17 protein-coding genes are annotated in these 16482 nt (G+C 61.4%); 7 read left to right on the top strand and 10 right to left on the bottom strand.

All coding sequences use genetic code 11. The features are described from left to right. Nucleotides 1-34 precede the first annotated feature (34 nt). From SINAC_RS40745 to SINAC_RS35540, 6 genes are all read right to left on the bottom strand, one after another. Nucleotides 35-202 (bottom strand): hypothetical protein, encoded by a 168-nt coding sequence (locus SINAC_RS40745; protein WP_015250372.1) that lies wholly within the window; start codon nucleotides 200-202, stop codon nucleotides 35-37. A gap of 50 nt (nucleotides 203-252) precedes the next feature. Then, nucleotides 253-615, bottom strand: coding sequence for an integrase core domain-containing protein (locus SINAC_RS42125; protein ID WP_020466621.1), 363 nt, complete (start codon nucleotides 613-615; stop codon nucleotides 253-255). A gap of 318 nt (nucleotides 616-933) precedes the next feature. Beyond that, on the bottom strand, nucleotides 934-1320 hold the full coding sequence (locus tag SINAC_RS35555) for a hypothetical protein (protein ID WP_015250371.1): 387 nt from the start codon (nucleotides 1318-1320) through the stop codon (nucleotides 934-936). Nucleotides 1321-1409: 89 nt separating this feature from the next. Continuing rightward, complete coding sequence (locus SINAC_RS35550; RefSeq protein ID WP_015250370.1) at nucleotides 1410-2426, bottom strand: DUF1559 domain-containing protein; 1017 nt, start codon at nucleotides 2424-2426, stop codon at nucleotides 1410-1412. 518 nt (nucleotides 2427-2944) lie between these two features. After that, nucleotides 2945-4642 carry a LamG-like jellyroll fold domain-containing protein gene (locus SINAC_RS35545; protein ID WP_015250369.1) on the bottom strand — a complete coding sequence of 566 codons (1698 nt, stop codon included), beginning with the start codon at nucleotides 4640-4642 and terminating at the stop codon, nucleotides 2945-2947. Further along, complete coding sequence (locus SINAC_RS35540; protein ID WP_015250368.1) at nucleotides 4639-5196, bottom strand: sigma-70 family RNA polymerase sigma factor; 558 nt, start codon at nucleotides 5194-5196, stop codon at nucleotides 4639-4641. Before SINAC_RS35540 ends, SINAC_RS35545 begins: the two co-directional genes overlap by 4 nt. Nucleotides 5197-6276: 1080 nt before the next feature. Here SINAC_RS35540 and SINAC_RS35535 point away from each other — a divergent pair. Together SINAC_RS35535 and SINAC_RS40390 are read left to right on the top strand one after the other, a co-directional pair. Continuing rightward, nucleotides 6277-6804, top strand: a complete 528-nt coding sequence (locus SINAC_RS35535; RefSeq protein WP_154673764.1) for a hypothetical protein — start codon at nucleotides 6277-6279, stop codon at nucleotides 6802-6804. 195 nt (nucleotides 6805-6999) lie between these two features. Beyond that, nucleotides 7000-7326, top strand: a complete 327-nt coding sequence (locus tag SINAC_RS40390) for a hypothetical protein (protein ID WP_154673763.1) — start codon at nucleotides 7000-7002, stop codon at nucleotides 7324-7326. A gap of 253 nt (nucleotides 7327-7579) precedes the next feature. Here SINAC_RS40390 and SINAC_RS40385 read toward each other — a convergent pair whose 3' ends face one another. From SINAC_RS40385 to SINAC_RS35520, 4 genes are all read right to left on the bottom strand, one after another. Continuing rightward, complete coding sequence (locus SINAC_RS40385) at nucleotides 7580-7822, bottom strand: hypothetical protein (protein ID WP_154673762.1); 243 nt, start codon at nucleotides 7820-7822, stop codon at nucleotides 7580-7582. 470 nt (nucleotides 7823-8292) lie between these two features. Continuing rightward, nucleotides 8293-8430 carry a hypothetical protein gene (locus SINAC_RS40380; RefSeq protein ID WP_154673761.1) on the bottom strand — a complete coding sequence of 46 codons (138 nt, stop codon included), beginning with the start codon at nucleotides 8428-8430 and terminating at the stop codon, nucleotides 8293-8295. Nucleotides 8431-8478: 48 nt separating this feature from the next. After that, the gene (locus tag SINAC_RS42120) at nucleotides 8479-8622 is read right to left on the bottom strand and encodes an IS66 family transposase (protein WP_390553831.1); all 144 of its coding nucleotides are present in this window, start codon (nucleotides 8620-8622) and stop codon (nucleotides 8479-8481) included. Next, complete coding sequence (locus tag SINAC_RS35520) at nucleotides 8623-9360, bottom strand: IS66 family transposase zinc-finger binding domain-containing protein (protein ID WP_161625818.1); 738 nt, start codon at nucleotides 9358-9360, stop codon at nucleotides 8623-8625. A 178-nt stretch (nucleotides 9361-9538) separates the two neighbouring features. Here SINAC_RS35520 and SINAC_RS35515 point away from each other — a divergent pair, with 178 nt between their 5' ends. From SINAC_RS35515 to SINAC_RS35490, 5 genes are all read left to right on the top strand, one after another. Next, nucleotides 9539-9727, top strand: a complete 189-nt coding sequence (locus tag SINAC_RS35515) for a TlpA family protein disulfide reductase (RefSeq protein WP_020466612.1) — start codon at nucleotides 9539-9541, stop codon at nucleotides 9725-9727. A 289-nt stretch (nucleotides 9728-10016) separates the two neighbouring features. Further along, nucleotides 10017-11162: an ISAs1 family transposase gene (locus SINAC_RS35510; RefSeq protein ID WP_015250364.1), complete on the top strand. Its 1146-nt coding sequence runs from the start codon at nucleotides 10017-10019 to the stop codon at nucleotides 11160-11162. 874 nt (nucleotides 11163-12036) lie between these two features. Then, entirely contained in the window at nucleotides 12037-13353 is a 1317-nt protein-coding gene (locus SINAC_RS35500) for a Gfo/Idh/MocA family protein (RefSeq protein ID WP_015250362.1), read from the top strand. Nucleotides 13354-14082: 729 nt separating this feature from the next. Next, a complete protein-coding gene (locus tag SINAC_RS35495; RefSeq protein ID WP_044147311.1) occupies nucleotides 14083-14769 on the top strand; it encodes a DDE-type integrase/transposase/recombinase in 687 nt (228 codons plus the stop codon). 434 nt (nucleotides 14770-15203) lie between these two features. After that, nucleotides 15204-16442, top strand: coding sequence for an IS701-like element ISSiac1 family transposase (locus SINAC_RS35490; RefSeq protein WP_015250361.1), 1239 nt, complete (start codon nucleotides 15204-15206; stop codon nucleotides 16440-16442). Nucleotides 16443-16482 lie beyond the last annotated feature (40 nt).

Raw genomic sequence — 16482 nt, 5'->3', positions numbered from 1 at the left:
CTCCTCGACGACAAAGGGAGGAGCTTCCGTGCGCTCAAAAATAGGAACTATCGTCGATCACTTCGTCACCCGACTTGGTGTCGAGTGTGGCGTAGGCGGAGCCTGCCCCCTTGGTGATGGCCGCGAGACACATCGCAACCGTAGGTCGTTTCCCAAAAGCCGGGTCAGCCGGCGCAAGCTTGGCCAGATGCCCCAACGTCATTGCACGACGTTTCCCAAGGCTCCGACGCGTTGCGGGGCATCATACTGTAATTATCGCCCAAGCTTCCACCGTAGCTTGAGATCGGTGAAAGTGATGCACTTGTCCCGGTTGTGGGGCCGGGGGGCGAATCGGCGAAGTTTGACGGTTGGAAGCCTTCGCAGTTGCCGGAATCGGAAGGGCAAAGGAAGACCGCGACGGTTGAGATGCTCCCCATTTTGGGGGCCAGGAGAAATGGAGTTTTGTAAAGCGTGTTTATTGAAATTATGCTTTGGCGTGCTGGTTCGACGATCGCCTTCCTTCGCCTCGTTGGCGGCGGCCACCGATTCGAACTCGTGACGCTTCAGGAACTCATCGCGAAGGCGGCCGTGGAATGATTTGACGAAGCCGTTCTGCCAGGGGCTTCCCGGCGCCACTGGGATCGGCTCCGTCCCGACGCTCGGCAGTCATTCGGCCAGGGCCTTGCAGACGAACTCCGAGCCGTTGTTGCTACGGCTCTGAAGTCTTGAACAACGTCAGATTTCTTGCTGGACTGCCGTGTGGCGAGCCGTCCACTGACGGCCCCCTCGGCGATGTCGAGGGGGCCGTGAAGAGGTTGAGAGCCTGAGGACTTCGTGTCCTGCTGTCGTGGATGAAATGAGATAACTGTTTATGCGTAGTCGTCAGTCGAAGGAGTTTGCGCTGCGACCTGGGTGGTCGCCCCGTTCTCCCAAGACCCTGATCCCGTTCCCGACTCAGGGTTTCGGGGCTGGTGGCGGCACTTCGATCGGGATGGTGGTCTTTCCGCTGCTGACTTTCACCGTCTGCACCATCGCCGACAGGTTGTTGTCGATCTTCGGCCCTACAATCGTCACCACGTTGTCATCGACGAGCGTTGTGATCGTGTAGGTGCCGTCCGCTCCGATCGTCGCGACCCGGGGCATGACCTTCCGATCGACGTTGGACGGGTCGAACTGGATCTGCCCACCGGTCGCCGTTTTGCCCTTGATGGTGACCGTCCCTTTGACGGTTGCCTCCTCCATTGAGGAGGAGACCGAGGGGGCTCCGCCCCGGTCATTGCACCCCCAACCACTGATCAAGGCTATCGCCAGGCCGACAATCTCCCACCGCGCTCTGCTCATGACCGAAACCTCCTTGGGGGCGATCTCGACCCGCCATCGCCGGGATGGCGGGCGATCGACCCGCTGTCTCGCTGGCCCGGGTCGTTTCGTTAGTACGAGTCCGCCGAGACGACCTCGCCGCCGGCCTGGGTCCCGATGGCCCACCAACTGGTCTGGCTGATGCTGCTTTTGACCGTTCGGACCGACGCATCCATGAGCAGGCAGTTGACAATGCCTGGGTGGCGACTGGAGGCCGTGATGGCATTCGAATCGCTGTCGCTGTTGCTGCCGAAAGCACAGTTCCAGGTATTGGGCGTCATGAGATGGTTGTAGCGCGTCTGTCCCGACCGGGCCCACCACCAGGCGGCCCCAACCGGGAAGCCGCCGGCCAGGTTTGTCGGTGTGGGGGCGGATGCTTTGCAGGCGGTGCTGTCGGTCAGGGGGTTGGGGGCACTGGTCGGTGCCGCTCCGGTTGCGGTGGTCGAGAGTCGGGCGACCGATGAAGAGGGCTTGAGGGGGTCGAAGGAGCTGTCGGCGACCGTGCCGATGCCCGTGACGATCTCGCTGTAGGCGACCGTGTTCGAGGTGCCGTCGATGATGTTGGGGAGCTTCGAGACGTAGCCGATCCCGGCGAAGGGGCCGCTGAACACGGTTGCGGTCGCACCACTGAAGCTATAGGCATCAGCGCCGGCGTTGGCGACGTAGTTGGTGTTGCCGTAGGCGAGCGTGATCCGGCTGATGTCGGAGGGGCACACGAAGGTGTTGATCTTCGTGAATTGGAGCGTCGCGTTCGCGGGGTTGGTGCTGTTCCAGAAGTTTGACCCATTCCCGTTCGAGAAGTTGGCTGCGTTATAGAGGTTTTGCTGCTCCATGTGGGCCAACAACATCAGCAGGCCCGACGGGGCGCTGTTGAATGTCGGTCGGATCGGCTCACCCCAGGGCAGACACCCAATGGCGTTCTCGTAGTTGTGGATGGCGAGGCCGATCTGCTTCATGTTGTTGACGCATTGGGTGCGGCGGGCGGCCTCACGCGCCGCCTGGACGGCCGGCAGCAGCAGGGCAATCAGAACCGCGATAATCGCAATGACGACCAGGAGCTCGATCAACGTGAAGCCGCGACGTCTCATGGGAGTTCTCCTCATCGAGCCTCATTGGTCTCGACGTAGAATTGAGAGGGCCTGAAAACCGGAGACGAGGACGCTCGCCCTTCGAGGATTAGGGATAAGGATGCCCATTACGGGAACTCCGCGCCCGCCTCGACTCCGACGTGAGCATCGCCCCTCCCTTGCATCCGCGCCGACGCAGCTTTCCAAGCCGCGGCCTGTGTGTGTCCGACCGTAGGTCGATCAACGCAATGGGCTCCGGTCCCGGCGGAACTGATCCAGGGACTCGAAGCGCCAGGCGCAAAGGCACTCCGCACCCCGAGTCGAGGTGCCTGGCCCGAGCCTGGTTATCGAGATTGATGCGAAGCCTTTCGGTCTTTAATGGGAGGGGCAAGAGTTTGCCTGTCACTAGGTTCCCGGACCTATGAGAAATCTCACAAGATTCCGAGAAACTTTTTTTTCGGCCTCGGTTTCGAGCCGGCTGACTGGCTGTACCCCTCTCCCTGGCATGCGATGCGTCTGCTTTCGCAGCCGTCCCAGGATCATCGTTGCCGGAATTGCCCGGCACCTAATCGATGGTGCTCCCGGATCTCCTCGACCGTGAGCGGGCGTTCGTAGAGGGCGACCTCGTCCATTCGGCCCACGAAGGGGCGGTCGATCGAAATCCCGCTCCCGGGCTGTGTGGTCAATCGCCCCAGGATGAATTGGCAGGGCAATTCCGAGTGCTCGGCGCTGATCGAGAGCGGAGATGTGGGCTTTCCATCGACGAAGAGCTCCATCCGGTCGCCGTTGATCTGGCTCACGACGTGGTGCCAGCGATAAGGGACGTAGGGGTCCTGTGAATAGGCGTTATCCCCCCCCTCCCATCCCGGCGGCCAGCGATGAAGGAAGCGGACGGAGGCTGGCTTGTGGAGCGTGAGCCGGTTTCGTGACGTCAGCTCCATGAGAAAGACGTGATGGTCGGTATCCGCCGGTGTGACCATGCTCGCGAGCGTGGTGTGGCTGATCGCCTCTGACAGGCACCAGAGCTCAACCGCGTAACCCGGGCGCCATGTGGGGTGCCAGATACCTTGGAGAGTCAGGAATTGGGGATCCTGGTTGGCCCGGAACTCGACGCAGCGATTTTGGTCCGGGGGGCCGGCGAGGCGAATCGGGCCGGTCGCGTGCAGTGGGGGGCGCTCCGGGATCTCGTTCGGGATTGCGCCGTCGGCCAGGGACTCGAAACGCCAGTAGCCCCAGGGGCGTGATCGGAGGATCGCGGCGGGGTAACCTGCTTCCAGGGTCAGGGCGGGGGCGGTCAGGACTGAGGAGGAAATGAAGTCCTCCGAAGCCGTAATGGCCGTGATGTGGCCGTCCTGCGGGTTGATCTCAACGGCCTTGGTCGCATTGGCCTTGGTCGAGTTCAAAGAATAGCTACGGAGGGGAATGCCGGTCGCGCTAAGTAATGCGGCCTCGAGCTTGCCCTCGAAGATCCTCCCTTGCATTTTCCCGTCGGCCTCGACGTTCACGCCGAACTCCGTCCCCAGGTCGACCAGGACCGAACTCGGTCCCGAGACCTGGAATCCCTCGGCCCCTGCCGGGACCCGCGCTCGAAGCCTCCCTTGGCGGCAAAGGACCTTGTCGGCGGAGAGCAGTTCCACGTCCGCCGGTCCCTCCACGAAGAGGAGCACGCCGGTGAGCATCGAGAGGGTGGCGCGACCCGAGCCGAAGCGGTAACGGCCCGCCGGGAGGAGGTCCCCTTCCGCCGGGTGTGGTTCGTCGGTCGGTTCCCACCCCACCCCGTCGAGCTTGAGAACCATCGCCAGCCCGGTCAGCGCATCGACCTTCGGGAACGGTCGATTCGCCGTGGCCGGGGCCGTACGTGGCCCTCTTGGCCAGTACCAGATGGCCGATCCGGCCGCGAGGAGGAGCAAGGCCGCCGCCATGGCCCTTCCCCAACTCCGGCGCCTGGGCGGGCGCGGTCGAGGGGAGTCGTCACGCTGTTGCGCAACCCCGTTTTCGTGGGTCGCCCGCATCGCCTGCTTCGTCGTGCCCCAGCCCAGCTCATCCTCGAGCCGGAGCCAGCGGGGCTCGGCGGATTGCGCCGCTTTGAGCCTGCCCAGCATGTCGATTTCGTCGATGAACGCCTGGCGGAACACCTCGTCCTCGCGAAGGCGTACCAAAAGCTCGGCGCCACGGGCCGCGTCGAGGTCTTTGCCCAGCCACACCGATAGCAGATCGCGCAGGTCTGAATCCATCATTCGAGCTCTCTCTCCAAGCATTCGCGGAGGAGCTGATTCGCACGGTAGTGCAGGTTGTAGATCGCGCCTGTCGATGTCAGAAGCTCGCCGGCGAGTGCCTCGACCTTCTCGCCGTCGAGCCCGGCGCGAACGACCCGGCGCATTTTCTCGGGGAGTCGCCCAATGCAGCCGAGGAGCGTCTCGATCGCCAACCCATGATGGGTGGATGCCGCCCTCTCCAGGTCGGACTGCACCTCACGAGCGATGTCCTCGCGGAGCCGCGCCATGGCCGTGCTGCGACGAGACATGCTGCGGAAGTAATGGGAGAGCTTGTTCCGGGCGATCCCCCTCAGCCAGGCCCCGAAGTTGTCATTTCTCTGAAAGGTGTGCAGGTTACGGTAGGCGGCGATGAACACCTCTTGAGTGAGGTCATCGACGTCGCTCATATGCTGCACCTGGCTGGCGATGAAGCTGCGCAGGGGAAGATTGAATTCATGAACGATTTTCAAAAATGCATCCCGGTCGCCCTCGGTGACCTGGTCGAGCACGGCCTCGATCTCGGCAAGTTGGAGCATGTCAAGCTGGCCTCAGTTCCGAGCCACCAACTCATGATTTGCCGATGCTCCCGGATCTCACGAGCCGAGCGGCCCGGAATCCGCCTGAGGATTGAGCGACGCGTCGCCCGATCCCCTGGAATCAAGGTGCCCCGGTCACCCGCGGATCGAGAACCTTGTGAGTGCTGACGACGAACATCTCGACCCACCTCTCAAGCCGATCAACCCCGATGGAGTTGATCGCCCGGGTATGGGACAGGACTTCGCCCGGCTTTCATGTCCGCTTGTGGGATCTAAACCCCCCACCTTTCAGGCGGCTACTTTCAGTATATCGGCAGGAGCTTGGTGGCAGCTACTTACCCCGACAAGCGGGACTGAGTGTTGAGGAAACCCCGACTTAAAGCACTATGGGTTACGGGTGAACAGTGATCCGGACCTCGCACGGCCAGTGGTCAGGCTTTCAGATGGCTGTTGAGTCCACTGCCTTTCGGGCGGTGGTTGTTCCGTTCAGGATTGAGCGCCGTCGCTCGGAGTGGATATTTTGTTGTTGGTGCGAATGTTGAAATGACCTTGCGAGATGTCGCGGTGACCTTATGCAAGGGCGTGGCACCAAACGTCCCAAAAACGGAGTATCCCCTCACCCGGGAGGCTAAAAGTTACTCCCCGGCTGGGGCGGAGTCAATGGGATACTGAATCGCATGGCAGCCAATACGATCGGGTTGCTTGGCGTTGTGGGACTCCTTCCCAGAGGGTCCGGTCTCGTCCAGGTTCCGGTCGAAGCACCAAGCTGTAAAGGAGACCAATCCAGGAGGTTCGGTATGACTCCTTATCATTCTCCCTGACACTATAGTGGTTCGGGCACGCCTGGTGAGGCGTGCCGAAATCGGTCGTTTTTGACATGCGGCCCTGGGCTGTCTCAATCCGTCTCTTGTTGGATGAAGACCCCAAGTTGCCTTGTTGGGTCGGTCGATGGCTTCCACTTCGTCAAGACCGTGAATGGAGAGGATCCCCTTGTCGATATCACCGCGACGGCTATTCACGCTTCTGGATGCGATGACCCTTGTCGCGGCTACGGCCCTTGGCCTGGGAATAGCCCGCGGAATGCACGACTTGCTTTGGATGAATACGAACATGACGGTCAAGGATGGGTCCGTCGGGGCTGTCCTGCTCACGGTTGCTCGTTGGACCGCTCTTGGCCTTCCCTTGATCGTGGCCTGGACAATAGGCCTATTTCTGCTCCATTGGCGACGCCCTCGGCCGAGTCTTGGCGATTTACTTCACCGTCCAGGAGCTACGGCATGTGGTGCAGTGGTGTTTGCCTTGGCCATTGAGGCCGTTAACTTGACGGTACTCTTGGTCGTTGTTCTGGCTAAACAAAGCATGGGTAAATCTAGCTACGGTAGTTTGGCCGAATGTTTGGTTGATTGCTTGATTCGTGGCCTGGGCATTGAAATGGGTATGCCTGGACTTGCAGTGGCGGTGGCTTGGACGATGTTGGCATTGAGCGGTGGCTGGGAGTCTGACCCAGGCTGGCTCGACCGGGCGGGCCGTTTGATAGGCGTAGCTTGGGTTGTTTTGATGGTAGTAGATCCTTGGTTGTTGCTGACGTTTCTGGGGGGGTGGTCCTGACGCGAGGTTTGCAATTTTATTTGTGATTGTAATCGTGAATGTTATGATTGCTTGTTTTTTTTGATTTTTATGTGCGGTTTTTCACGAGGCAAGCGACGACGAAGCCTTGCTTGAGATGATGGTCGCGGTGACACACCGCGTGCTCATGCGGATCATTGCCTCGTGATCTGCTCCTGGTGACTTCTCACGGATGCATTGGCTATTGCCTGGTCGCGGCCTCCGCTGCTGGATGCCGTCGATAGCGATGATCGGCCGCTCGAGGCCCATCTCGACCGTGGCCCGGCCGCAGAGGTGGGCGATCCAGACGTTGAAGGCGTCCTCGAAGGCCTCGGGCCGCAGAATCATCAGGACGATGTGGAAGACGTCCTTGGCGGGGATGCCGCAGGGCAGTTCGAGGAGTTCGGTGAGGAGTTCCTCTTTGCACTTGGCTCAGCGTGCGATGGCAGTGGGTCCAGCGGCGCCGGTGAGGACGATCAGGACGGCGATGACCAGGACGCTTGGCAAGGGATGGCGGCGTATTGATACGGGATCGAGGATCCTCCAGGGTGGAGAAGGATGCCACAATCTCGCCGCTTGCTGTGTTCGCTCACCATCGCCGCTCTCCGGTCACCGAGTCTCGTTCACGACTCGGTGGACGGCATGTCAGGTCAGATGGATGGGCGCAAGGCCGCACAAACTGCCAGGTCGTTATGAAAGTGCTCGCTAGCCCTGGGTAGGGGAGGTCGTCAGGCCTACGGAACCAGCGGCACGTTGAGGCCCTTGCCGTTCGGCAGGCTCACTCCAGCGGTATGGGCTGTTCGTCGTCGCCGTTGTCCTTCTCCCCCTTCCTCCGTCGCCGCCAGGTTTGCACAAGCCAGTGATCAGCCGCCCCGATCGTTCCCCAAACGACCGCGACGAAGGCGAACCACCCGTAAAGCTGCCCTCGCTCGGAATGCAGGAATTCCCAAAGCAGATCGCGGCACACGATGCCGCTGACGAGGAAGAAGCCCCAGATCACGATGTTTGGCGCGGCGTTCACCAACCTCCCGAGTACGCCTCCCTCGGTTGCACGCCGGTGCCAGGCTTCGGCTCTCAGGGCCTCGGAGCGGCAGCCCCGGCACATGGGACGCCCGTTGTGCCTGGTGGTAGCCTTCCTGCCGCAGGGGAAGTCCTGATACCAGGAAAGCCCGGGGTCAAGCCGGGTGGCGCAGCGGGATCGGGGCTCTTGGCAGGTATCCATCGTCAGTCTCACATCAACGGCACTCTTCCATCCTCAAGATGCCAGTATGCCCAGCCTGCCAGGATCGCGACAATGGCGTATATCTTGGCGATCCATTCATCTCGGCGGTGGCGGGCCAGTCAGACGTTGGTAGCTCAAGAAGACCAGCAAGCACCACAACGGCAGAAAAATAACCGCGAAGATCAGATCCCGCACAGCAACGGTGAAAAAGACCGCCGCCGCCCCTACAACGACCATCAGTGTCCGAGTGCTGAAGCGGGGCATTTCGGTTATTCCTCTCTGAGCTGGCGGTAGACCTCGGCAGAGACCTCGTCGCGTTTCTTCAGCCGGATCGCGTCGCCCAGCAGGCGACGCAGTTTCTTCACGAACCCGGGCCAGTTCGGTCCGGGGCGGCCGTACTTGTCCACCGTCTTCAATTCACGCAGCAAATGGACCAGGCAGGTCTGACGCCGGGCTCAGACGACCTTGTTGTAGGCCCCCCAGAAGTCGGTGACCAACGTGCCCTGAAACTCGTCTTTGAAGAACTCCGCCAGCGCCGGGCTGCCCCGACTCCGATCGATCATAAAGTAAGTCAGATCGGTCGTGGTGAAGCACCACAGTCAGTGGGTCTTGCCATTGACCCGCCAGCCGGTTTCGTCGCCGTGCAGGACGGCCGAATCCAACGCCTCGGTCTGGATCTGCAAGTACCAGGCAAAAAGGATCGCCTGGAGCCGATACCACATCTGGATCAGGCCACCGGGGGTGACCTTGAGCGTCAGGTGGTGGTTGAAAACGGCGACGATCTGCGAGAGCGTATTGCCCAACCCGTAATGAAGCCAGGCCGAGAGGACCAGGGTGCGATTGCCGAGGGTGGCCCCGGGCAGGGCGTCGGTGACGACGGGTTCGACGGCCTTCTGGCAGTTCGAGCACCAGTCCCGATGAATCGTGTGCTCGGTGACGACGGGGGTAATGGCTTCGGGAATGTCCTCGGTGAGTCGGGTCCGTGTCTGATTGGTCCGAGTCAGCGGTCCGCAGCATTCGGGACAGGACGGGAGGCGATGGTCGGTCCATCGATTCGGTTTGGGCGTCGGCCGTCGCGAGCCAGGATGTCCGAGCTTAAGTCCAGGACGTTTGTGCCGTCCCTCAGCCTTGGGCTTGAGATACTGAGGGATCATCGCCGAAGGTGTGGTCGGAGCAACGAAGGGTGTCGTCGAAGTCTGTGGCTCGGCTACTCTCTGAGCCAAGCTCAGAAGGGCAAAGACCACAGCTTCTTCGCCCTGGCGATAGATTTCCCGAGCCTGCTGCTCAGTGAGCGCAGGTCCGAGGGAAACGTCGAAAGTGGCGGTTTGGGTCGTCATCGTCATGGCTCAAGAAGAGAGAGCCAAGATCGATAGCAGACCAGCGGCTTCAAAAGCAAGGTGGTTGTCCCCTGCAGTCGGCTAAAATACCGCATAATGGCCACCCTGAGGCATGCCTTTCTCATGCCGGGGATTCTGGAAGTGCGGGGGGGGGCGACCCATAAGACCTGGGGTCGCTTTGGCCGCCGCTCAAGGAGGGACGCAGGGGCACCTCGGCCCGTGGTCGGAGGCCGTCGCGGCGCAGGCATTCCGCGTGGATGCGATCCCGGCGATCCTCCTGATCGGCCCCGACGGGCGGGTGCTGGCGACCCAACTCCGGCGGGAGCAGATCCGGTCGGCCGTGGCCACGGCGCTGGCCCGCGAGTAGGGAGCGTTCGCGATGGCTCCGCTGGGTCGCACTGGCTCGATGAGAGGGGGTGTTGCAACTCGGGTCGTTCGACGATGTTGTTATTGTGATATGCTGTTGCTTTGGCCATTCAGGTAGAGGGGCGAACGACCCACAGGCCGTGCCCCAGGGCCAGCGCGTATAACTGTGCGGCCTGAGTAGTCTGGCGCGACAGGCCTCGGCTCGTTATCTTTGAATCGGTCCTCGTGAATCGGCTTACTGCACTCCGGGTGTGCGGAGGCCGACACCGACCGATCCCAGGATGCCTCCCATGGCCAAGCCCGTCGATGTCGGCTCCATCGGCTCTTATTTCGAATCGCTCTCCGATCCCCGCCACACACGCAATCGTAAGCACTTGATGGTCGATATCGCTGTCATCGCAGTCTGCGCCGTCATCTGCGGATGCGATGGCCCTACCGCCATTCATCGCTGGGCCAAGAATCGTGAGTCCTGGCTGGCCCTGCATCTGGCCCTGCCCAACGGCATCCCCTCACGGGATTGCATCCGACGCTTGCTCATGGCGCTGAAACCCGAAGCCTTTCAACGCTGCTTCCAGGACTGGATCTGCGACGCGATCCCCGCCGACACTGAGAACTCCCGCCGACACGTCGCTATCGACGGCAAAGCCTGTCGCGGATCGCACGATGCGGCCAAAGGTCTTGGCAATCTGCACATTGTCAGCGCCTGGGCCAGCGAGCAGGGCATTGCGCTGGGTCAGGTGGCCACCGACGCCAAGTCCAACGAGATCACAGCCATCCCAAAACTTCTCGAGCAGATTGACCTCACGGATACGCTCATCACGATCGACGCGATGGGCTGCCAGAAAGCGATTGTCGAGCAGATCGTTGACGGTGGCGGCGACTGCGTGATCGCCGTCAAAGACAATCAGCCGAAGCTCGCAACCGCGATCCAAGCGTTCTTCCTCGACCACCTGGAACGCGATCTCGAGGACCTCCACTATCGATACGACGAGACCCGTGATGCCGGGCACGGCCGCATCGACGAGCGTTCCTATTATCTGGTCAAGGTGCCGACTGATTTCGCGCCGCTGAAGGATTGGCCCTGGATCAAGGCAATTGGCTATGCGGTGCGAATCACGCAGCATGCCGATGGGACGGAGTCGGACGAGGTGCGTTACTATCTCAGCAGCCACTATCTGAGCGGCAAGCGTTTCGGCGAAGCGGTCCGCGGTCACTGGAGTATCGAGTCGATGCACTGGGTGCTCGATGTGAACTTTCGCGAAGATGAGCACCGCACTCGCGAGCGGACTTTGGGGAACAACTTGAGCTGGCTTCGGCGGTTCGCCGTGACGCTGCTGAAGCGTCATCCCGACAAGGATAGCCTACGTGGAAAGATGATGTCCTGTATGATTAATACGGACTACCTCACGCAAGTCCTTTCACTACAGCGTGTTTGATATGCGCTGGCCCTGGGCCGTGCCCCGACTCCCTCTCACTGGTCTGTCTGGCCGCGGCCTACACTTCCTGACAACGGGACGATTTTCCGCTCATTTCTTCATGTCATGTCCCTTCCGAGCCCACGGGGGCTCGACGCCAGAGCCAGAACAACGGTCCGACTGGGCATGCTGTAAACAACCCGAGGATCACGACGTTCGACATGGCAAACAAGTGCGGGGCTGGGGTGACGAAGTCCACCCATTCTTCTTTTCCGGGCGGCCCCTCCCAGTGAAAAACGGCGGCGGGGATGGGGGCGCCAAAGACCCTGAGACTAGGCGTTGGGCGGTACTCGAAAACGAAGCCGCTATAAATACCCAGGGCTGCTCCGGTAATCCACGTGATGATCAGAGTAGTCCACCATCCCCGCCCTGCTCCCCGACGCTGGAACAATCGGACGATGAGCACATTGATGAAGGCGAGCGCTGCGACCAACGCGAAGATCATCAGGATTCCCATGACACACCTCTGAGCTGGCGGTAGATCGAGTTTTGATCGGGTTCTCCTGCGACGCGTAATCATGGCCCATGTCTTCGCAGTCAGGAATCCGCACCCTGATGGCTGCCAGTTCGAACCCTGCGATGGCCACGACGATCATGGCGCTGGAGATTTGAAATGGGGTGATTTCATGATTGCTTCCAGCAGCACATCGGGAGCGAGAAGACGAACAATCACTTCAAAGGAATCTTCTTGTTTTCGTCCTTCATTCGCTTTGCTCCAACTCTGGCTTCTGCGGCAAATACCGCATCGTCAAGCTCGGCTTGCGTGAAGACGGAGGATTGCTATTATACCCGCGCGTCCGTTTTGGGGTTGTTGGGATTTTAGGGGGATGTCGCGATGATCCGCAGATGGACGCTTTCGCGCCGGGGATTCGTGGGCGCGTCGATGGCGGCGTTGACCATTGGGGCGGGGCTGCCGGCATGGTTCGCACGCGAGGTCGTCTCAGACGAAGAGGAACGCGCGTCGAGGGAGAGCAAGCCTGTCTCGCCCAACGACCGGATCCGGTTAGGGGCGATCGGCACGGGTGGTCAAGGCTACCTCGTGATGACCGAGGCCGTGAAGAAGCGCCCGGGCGTCGAACTGGTCGCGGCGTGTGACGTCGACGCGAACCGGAGGCGGGCGGCGATCGTCAAGTCGAAGCTCAAGGGGGTTGCCGAATACGGCGACTTCCGCGCCTTGCTCGCTCGTCCCGACATTGACGCCGTGACGGTCGTCACCCCCGACCACTGGCATGCCCCGATTGCGATCGCTGCCCTTCGCGCGGGGAAGGACGTCTACTGCGAGAAGCCGATGACCCTCACGATCGACGAGGGAAAGGCCCTGGTCAAGGCCGCGTCGGAGACCGACCGGCTCGTGCAGGTGGGGACCCAGCAGCGCTCCGACCCCAGGTTCCGCCTGGCGTGCGAACTCGTCCGCAACGGCCGGATCGGCCCGATCCGCCGCGTTGAGACGCGCGTCGGCTCGAACCCCAAGCACAAGCCGCTTTCGCCCTCAACCCCGCCCGTCGGTCTCGATTGGGACTTCTGGCTTGGCCAGGCGCCGGCGGTCCCTTATATCAAGGAGCGTTGCCACTACGACTTCCGCTGGTGGTACGAATACTCCGGCGGCAAACTCACCGACTGGGGCGCCCACCACAACGACATCGCCCAATGGGGTCTCGACGCCGACGACACCGGTCCCATTGCCGTCGAAGCCACCAACTCCGAAGTCGGCACTTCGCCCGACAGCTTCGCCTGTCCCGTCGACTTCAGCGTTACCTATACTTACGCCACCGGCGCGACCCTGGTCTGCTCGGGCAAGGGCAAGAACGGCGTCCTGTTTGTCGGCGACCTCGGCTGGATCTTTGTCGACCGTGCCAAGATCGAGGCCAGCGACCCCCGCCTCCTCACCGACCCTCTCCCCTCCACCGCCACTCGACTTGTCTCCTCGAACGACCACATCCTCAACTTCATCGACGCCGTTCGCACTCGCGAAAAACCCGTCTGCAACCCGACCATCGGCCATCGTTCGGGCACCGTCTGTCACCTTGGCAACATCGCCATCCGCACCGGCGAATCCCTTCGCTGGGACCCCAAGGCCGAACGCTTCGTCGACAACGACCGTGCCAACGCCATGCTCTCTCGCGAGACACGCCCACAGTGGCGGATTGGCTAAGTGTCTGTCTCGGAAGGTCAGGCTTCACCGGGAACTGAAGGACGTTGGGGTGCCGCGGGTTCCGTACTTGTCACGCGACATGGAGTTGGGCCAGGAAATCGCGACATGAAGTTTGGCCGCAGGCCGGGACAGGTTTACAGTAGGAGTTCTCCCCTTGGTCTCGTCATCCCTGGAGAACGGCCCATGCCTCGCCCTGTGCCCCTGCCTGTGCGTCAGGCGATCTGGAATCGCTTCCGGGACGGCCAGGATGTTCTGACCATCGCCGAGGGCCTCGGTGTCCCGCCACGTACCGTGCGGCGACTATTCAGCCGCTTCCGGTCCGCGGTCAAGACCCCCTGGCCCCTTCCTACGACCGTTGCGGGACGGCAACACCGAAGCCCACGGAACCCCTCGTGCATGCCGTGTTGGAACTCCGCCGCGAGCACCCGACTTGGGGGGCGGGATTGATCCGCGTGATGCTGCGCCGCCGGCTTCCCGGCGAACCGCTCCCGGCCACTCGGACCTTGCAACGGTGGCTTCTGCGGGCTGATCTCGCTCCCGCCCCGCCGGGGCGGCGACCTTCAAGCGTGAGTCGCCGGGCCGCTCGGCCTCATGAGGTCTGGCAAATGGACGCGGCCGAACTGGTGCCACTCCGGACCGGCCGACAAGTCTGCTGGCTACGGATCGTCGACGAGTGCAGTGGCGCGGTCCTGTGGACCGAGGTTTTCCCCCCCAGCCCGCTGGAGCCAAGTGCCGCCCGCGTCGACTCAGACCCAACTTCGCTTGGCTTTCACCCGCTGGGGCCGGCCCGAGCGACTTCGGGTCGACAACGGGACGCCGTGGGGCGCGGCGCGGGGCGATCTTCCCACCGACCTGGGGCTGTGGCTGGCCGGGTTGGCGGTCGGCCTGGACTACAACCCTCCGGCGACCCCTCAGGACAACGGGGTCGTCGAGCGATCGCAGGGGACGGCCAAGCGGTGGGGCGAGCCGCACACCTGCGACACCCTGGAAGATTTGCGGCAACGGCTGGAGATGATGGACGAGATCCAACGTGGCGAATATCCAAGCGTGAGAGGCCGGAGCCGGCAGGAAGCGTATCCGGAGTTGGCTCACTCCGGTCGCGACTTCAGCCCGGGCTGGGAGGAGAGCCACTGGAGTCTGGACGCGGTCGCGGGGTATCTGACCGGTTACGCGGGGCGACGGAAAGTGGGTGTCTCCGGGGCGATCTCGGTGTACAACCGCGACCTTTACATCGGAGTTATTCATAAGAAGGAGACCGTATATTTGTCATATAATCCTTTGTCTAACGAATGGGTGGTCGCGGACGATGAGGGGCGGCAGCTGAGCCGGCAGCCGGCGTCCGAGATCTGCCGGGAGCGAATCATGACGTTGACGGTGACATGCAAACAACCGAACAAACGAACAGGAGACAAGTGATCAGGATGCGGCCAAACTTCATGTCGCGATTTCCTGGCCCAACTCCATGTCGCGTGACATACTCGGAACCCGTGCGTTCCAGCCAAGGCATTCCCATATGGGGTCCGAGTATGGAACCCCATGGCACCCGGAAGATCCGCAAAAACTTCGGTGGGATTCGCCTTCTTTGGGACAGGCTCTCAGGCAAGGTTGCCCAGGGTGCCGGCGTAACCTTGGCCCCAATCCGAGAGAGAACCCCTGATCGTAAGAATCCTTCTTTTGCATTATGTGTTTTTTGCATTATGTGTTATGGATACTGCACGGGATGAACGCGTTCAAATCTAATGTAGAACTGGTATTTTGCAAACTGGTCCGCGGCAGCGTTAAAATAGGTAGACGAGGCTCGAGTTTTGCCCAAATTGCTCTGGCGCAGTTGGACTGCGGAGCATCGGCTTATGCCTGGAATTATCGAATTTCCCAAGCTGGTCGAAGCCGCCCTGACCCAGCACGGCGACCTCTTCGCCAATGAGTGCCAACGTCGTCACTTCGCCGAGTACCTTACCGGCCTGTTCGTCGCCGACCGGAAAACCGTCCTCGGCATTCATGACGAGTTCGCCCAGACCACCGACCAATCCTGCCTCAATCGCTTCCTCACCGCCGCCCAGTGGGACCCCGAGACGCTCAACGATCGAAGGCTCGAGCAACTCCAGAAGGATCCCTCCACTCGCTACAGCGCTCAGGGCGTCATCCCGATCGACAATACTCTCGTCGATCGGGACGGGATGCTGATTCCCGACGCCGGCTGGTTCTGGGATCACACCGAAGAGCGGAACAAGATCGCCCAGGACTATCTCTTCGTCAACTACGTCTGCACCAGCGGCAAGCACTACCCCCTGGAGTTCCGGCTTTTCCGCAAGCAAGAGGTCTGCGAAGCCTTGGACGAGCCGTTCCGCAACCATACCGCCTTGTGCTGCGAACTGATCGATTGGGTCTGCGAGCGGGGAATCCCCGGCGACTTCGCCATGGACTGCTACTTCACTAACGCCGAGGTCCTCAATCACATTAATGGGAAGCAGGATCGGTTGGGACGGCCCCACGGTTACGTGGGCGATCTCAAGACCAACCGCAAGTTGGAGTGGAAGGGGGGGATCCTCAAGGCCAACGAGTTGGCGGCGTCGATCCCGATGGAGGACCGCAAAGCGATGCGGATCGGCGACCGTCGCCAGTGGTACTTCACGGTGACGGTTCGAATCCCCGGGGTGAACCACAAGGTGCGGATTGTCCTCCTCTGGCACTACCGCAACGACGGGACGTGCTGCAAGATCCTGGTGACGAATCGGATTAGCTGGGAGGTGAGTCGGATCGTGCGGGTGTACCGCCATCGCTGGACAGGCACGGAGACGTTCCATCGGGACGGCAAGCAACAACTCGGGTTGGGTGACTGTCAGTTGCGTGATGTCCAGGGTCAGACCCGGCATATGTACCTGGTCATGCTGGCGTACAGTCTGCTCATGAGCGAGTTGAAGCAGGGTCGTGCGAAGGAGTGGGCACTCCATCGGCTGATGACCATTGGCGAGGCCTGTCGGGCGATGACGAGGGAAGCCCTGCGGACGACGCTCTCGTGGGCGATCGAGCAAGTCACGCAATTTGAGCAACCCTATGAACATGTCGTGGCTCAGCTGGGGTTATCCTGACTTTGCAAAACACCAGGTAGAAGGTACTTTCGAAGAAGGT

This window comes from Singulisphaera acidiphila DSM 18658 (assembly GCF_000242455.2).
In the GTDB taxonomy this organism is placed as follows: domain Bacteria; phylum Planctomycetota; class Planctomycetia; order Isosphaerales; family Isosphaeraceae; genus Singulisphaera; species Singulisphaera acidiphila.
This window is presented reverse-complemented; position numbering and strand designations above follow the sequence as displayed.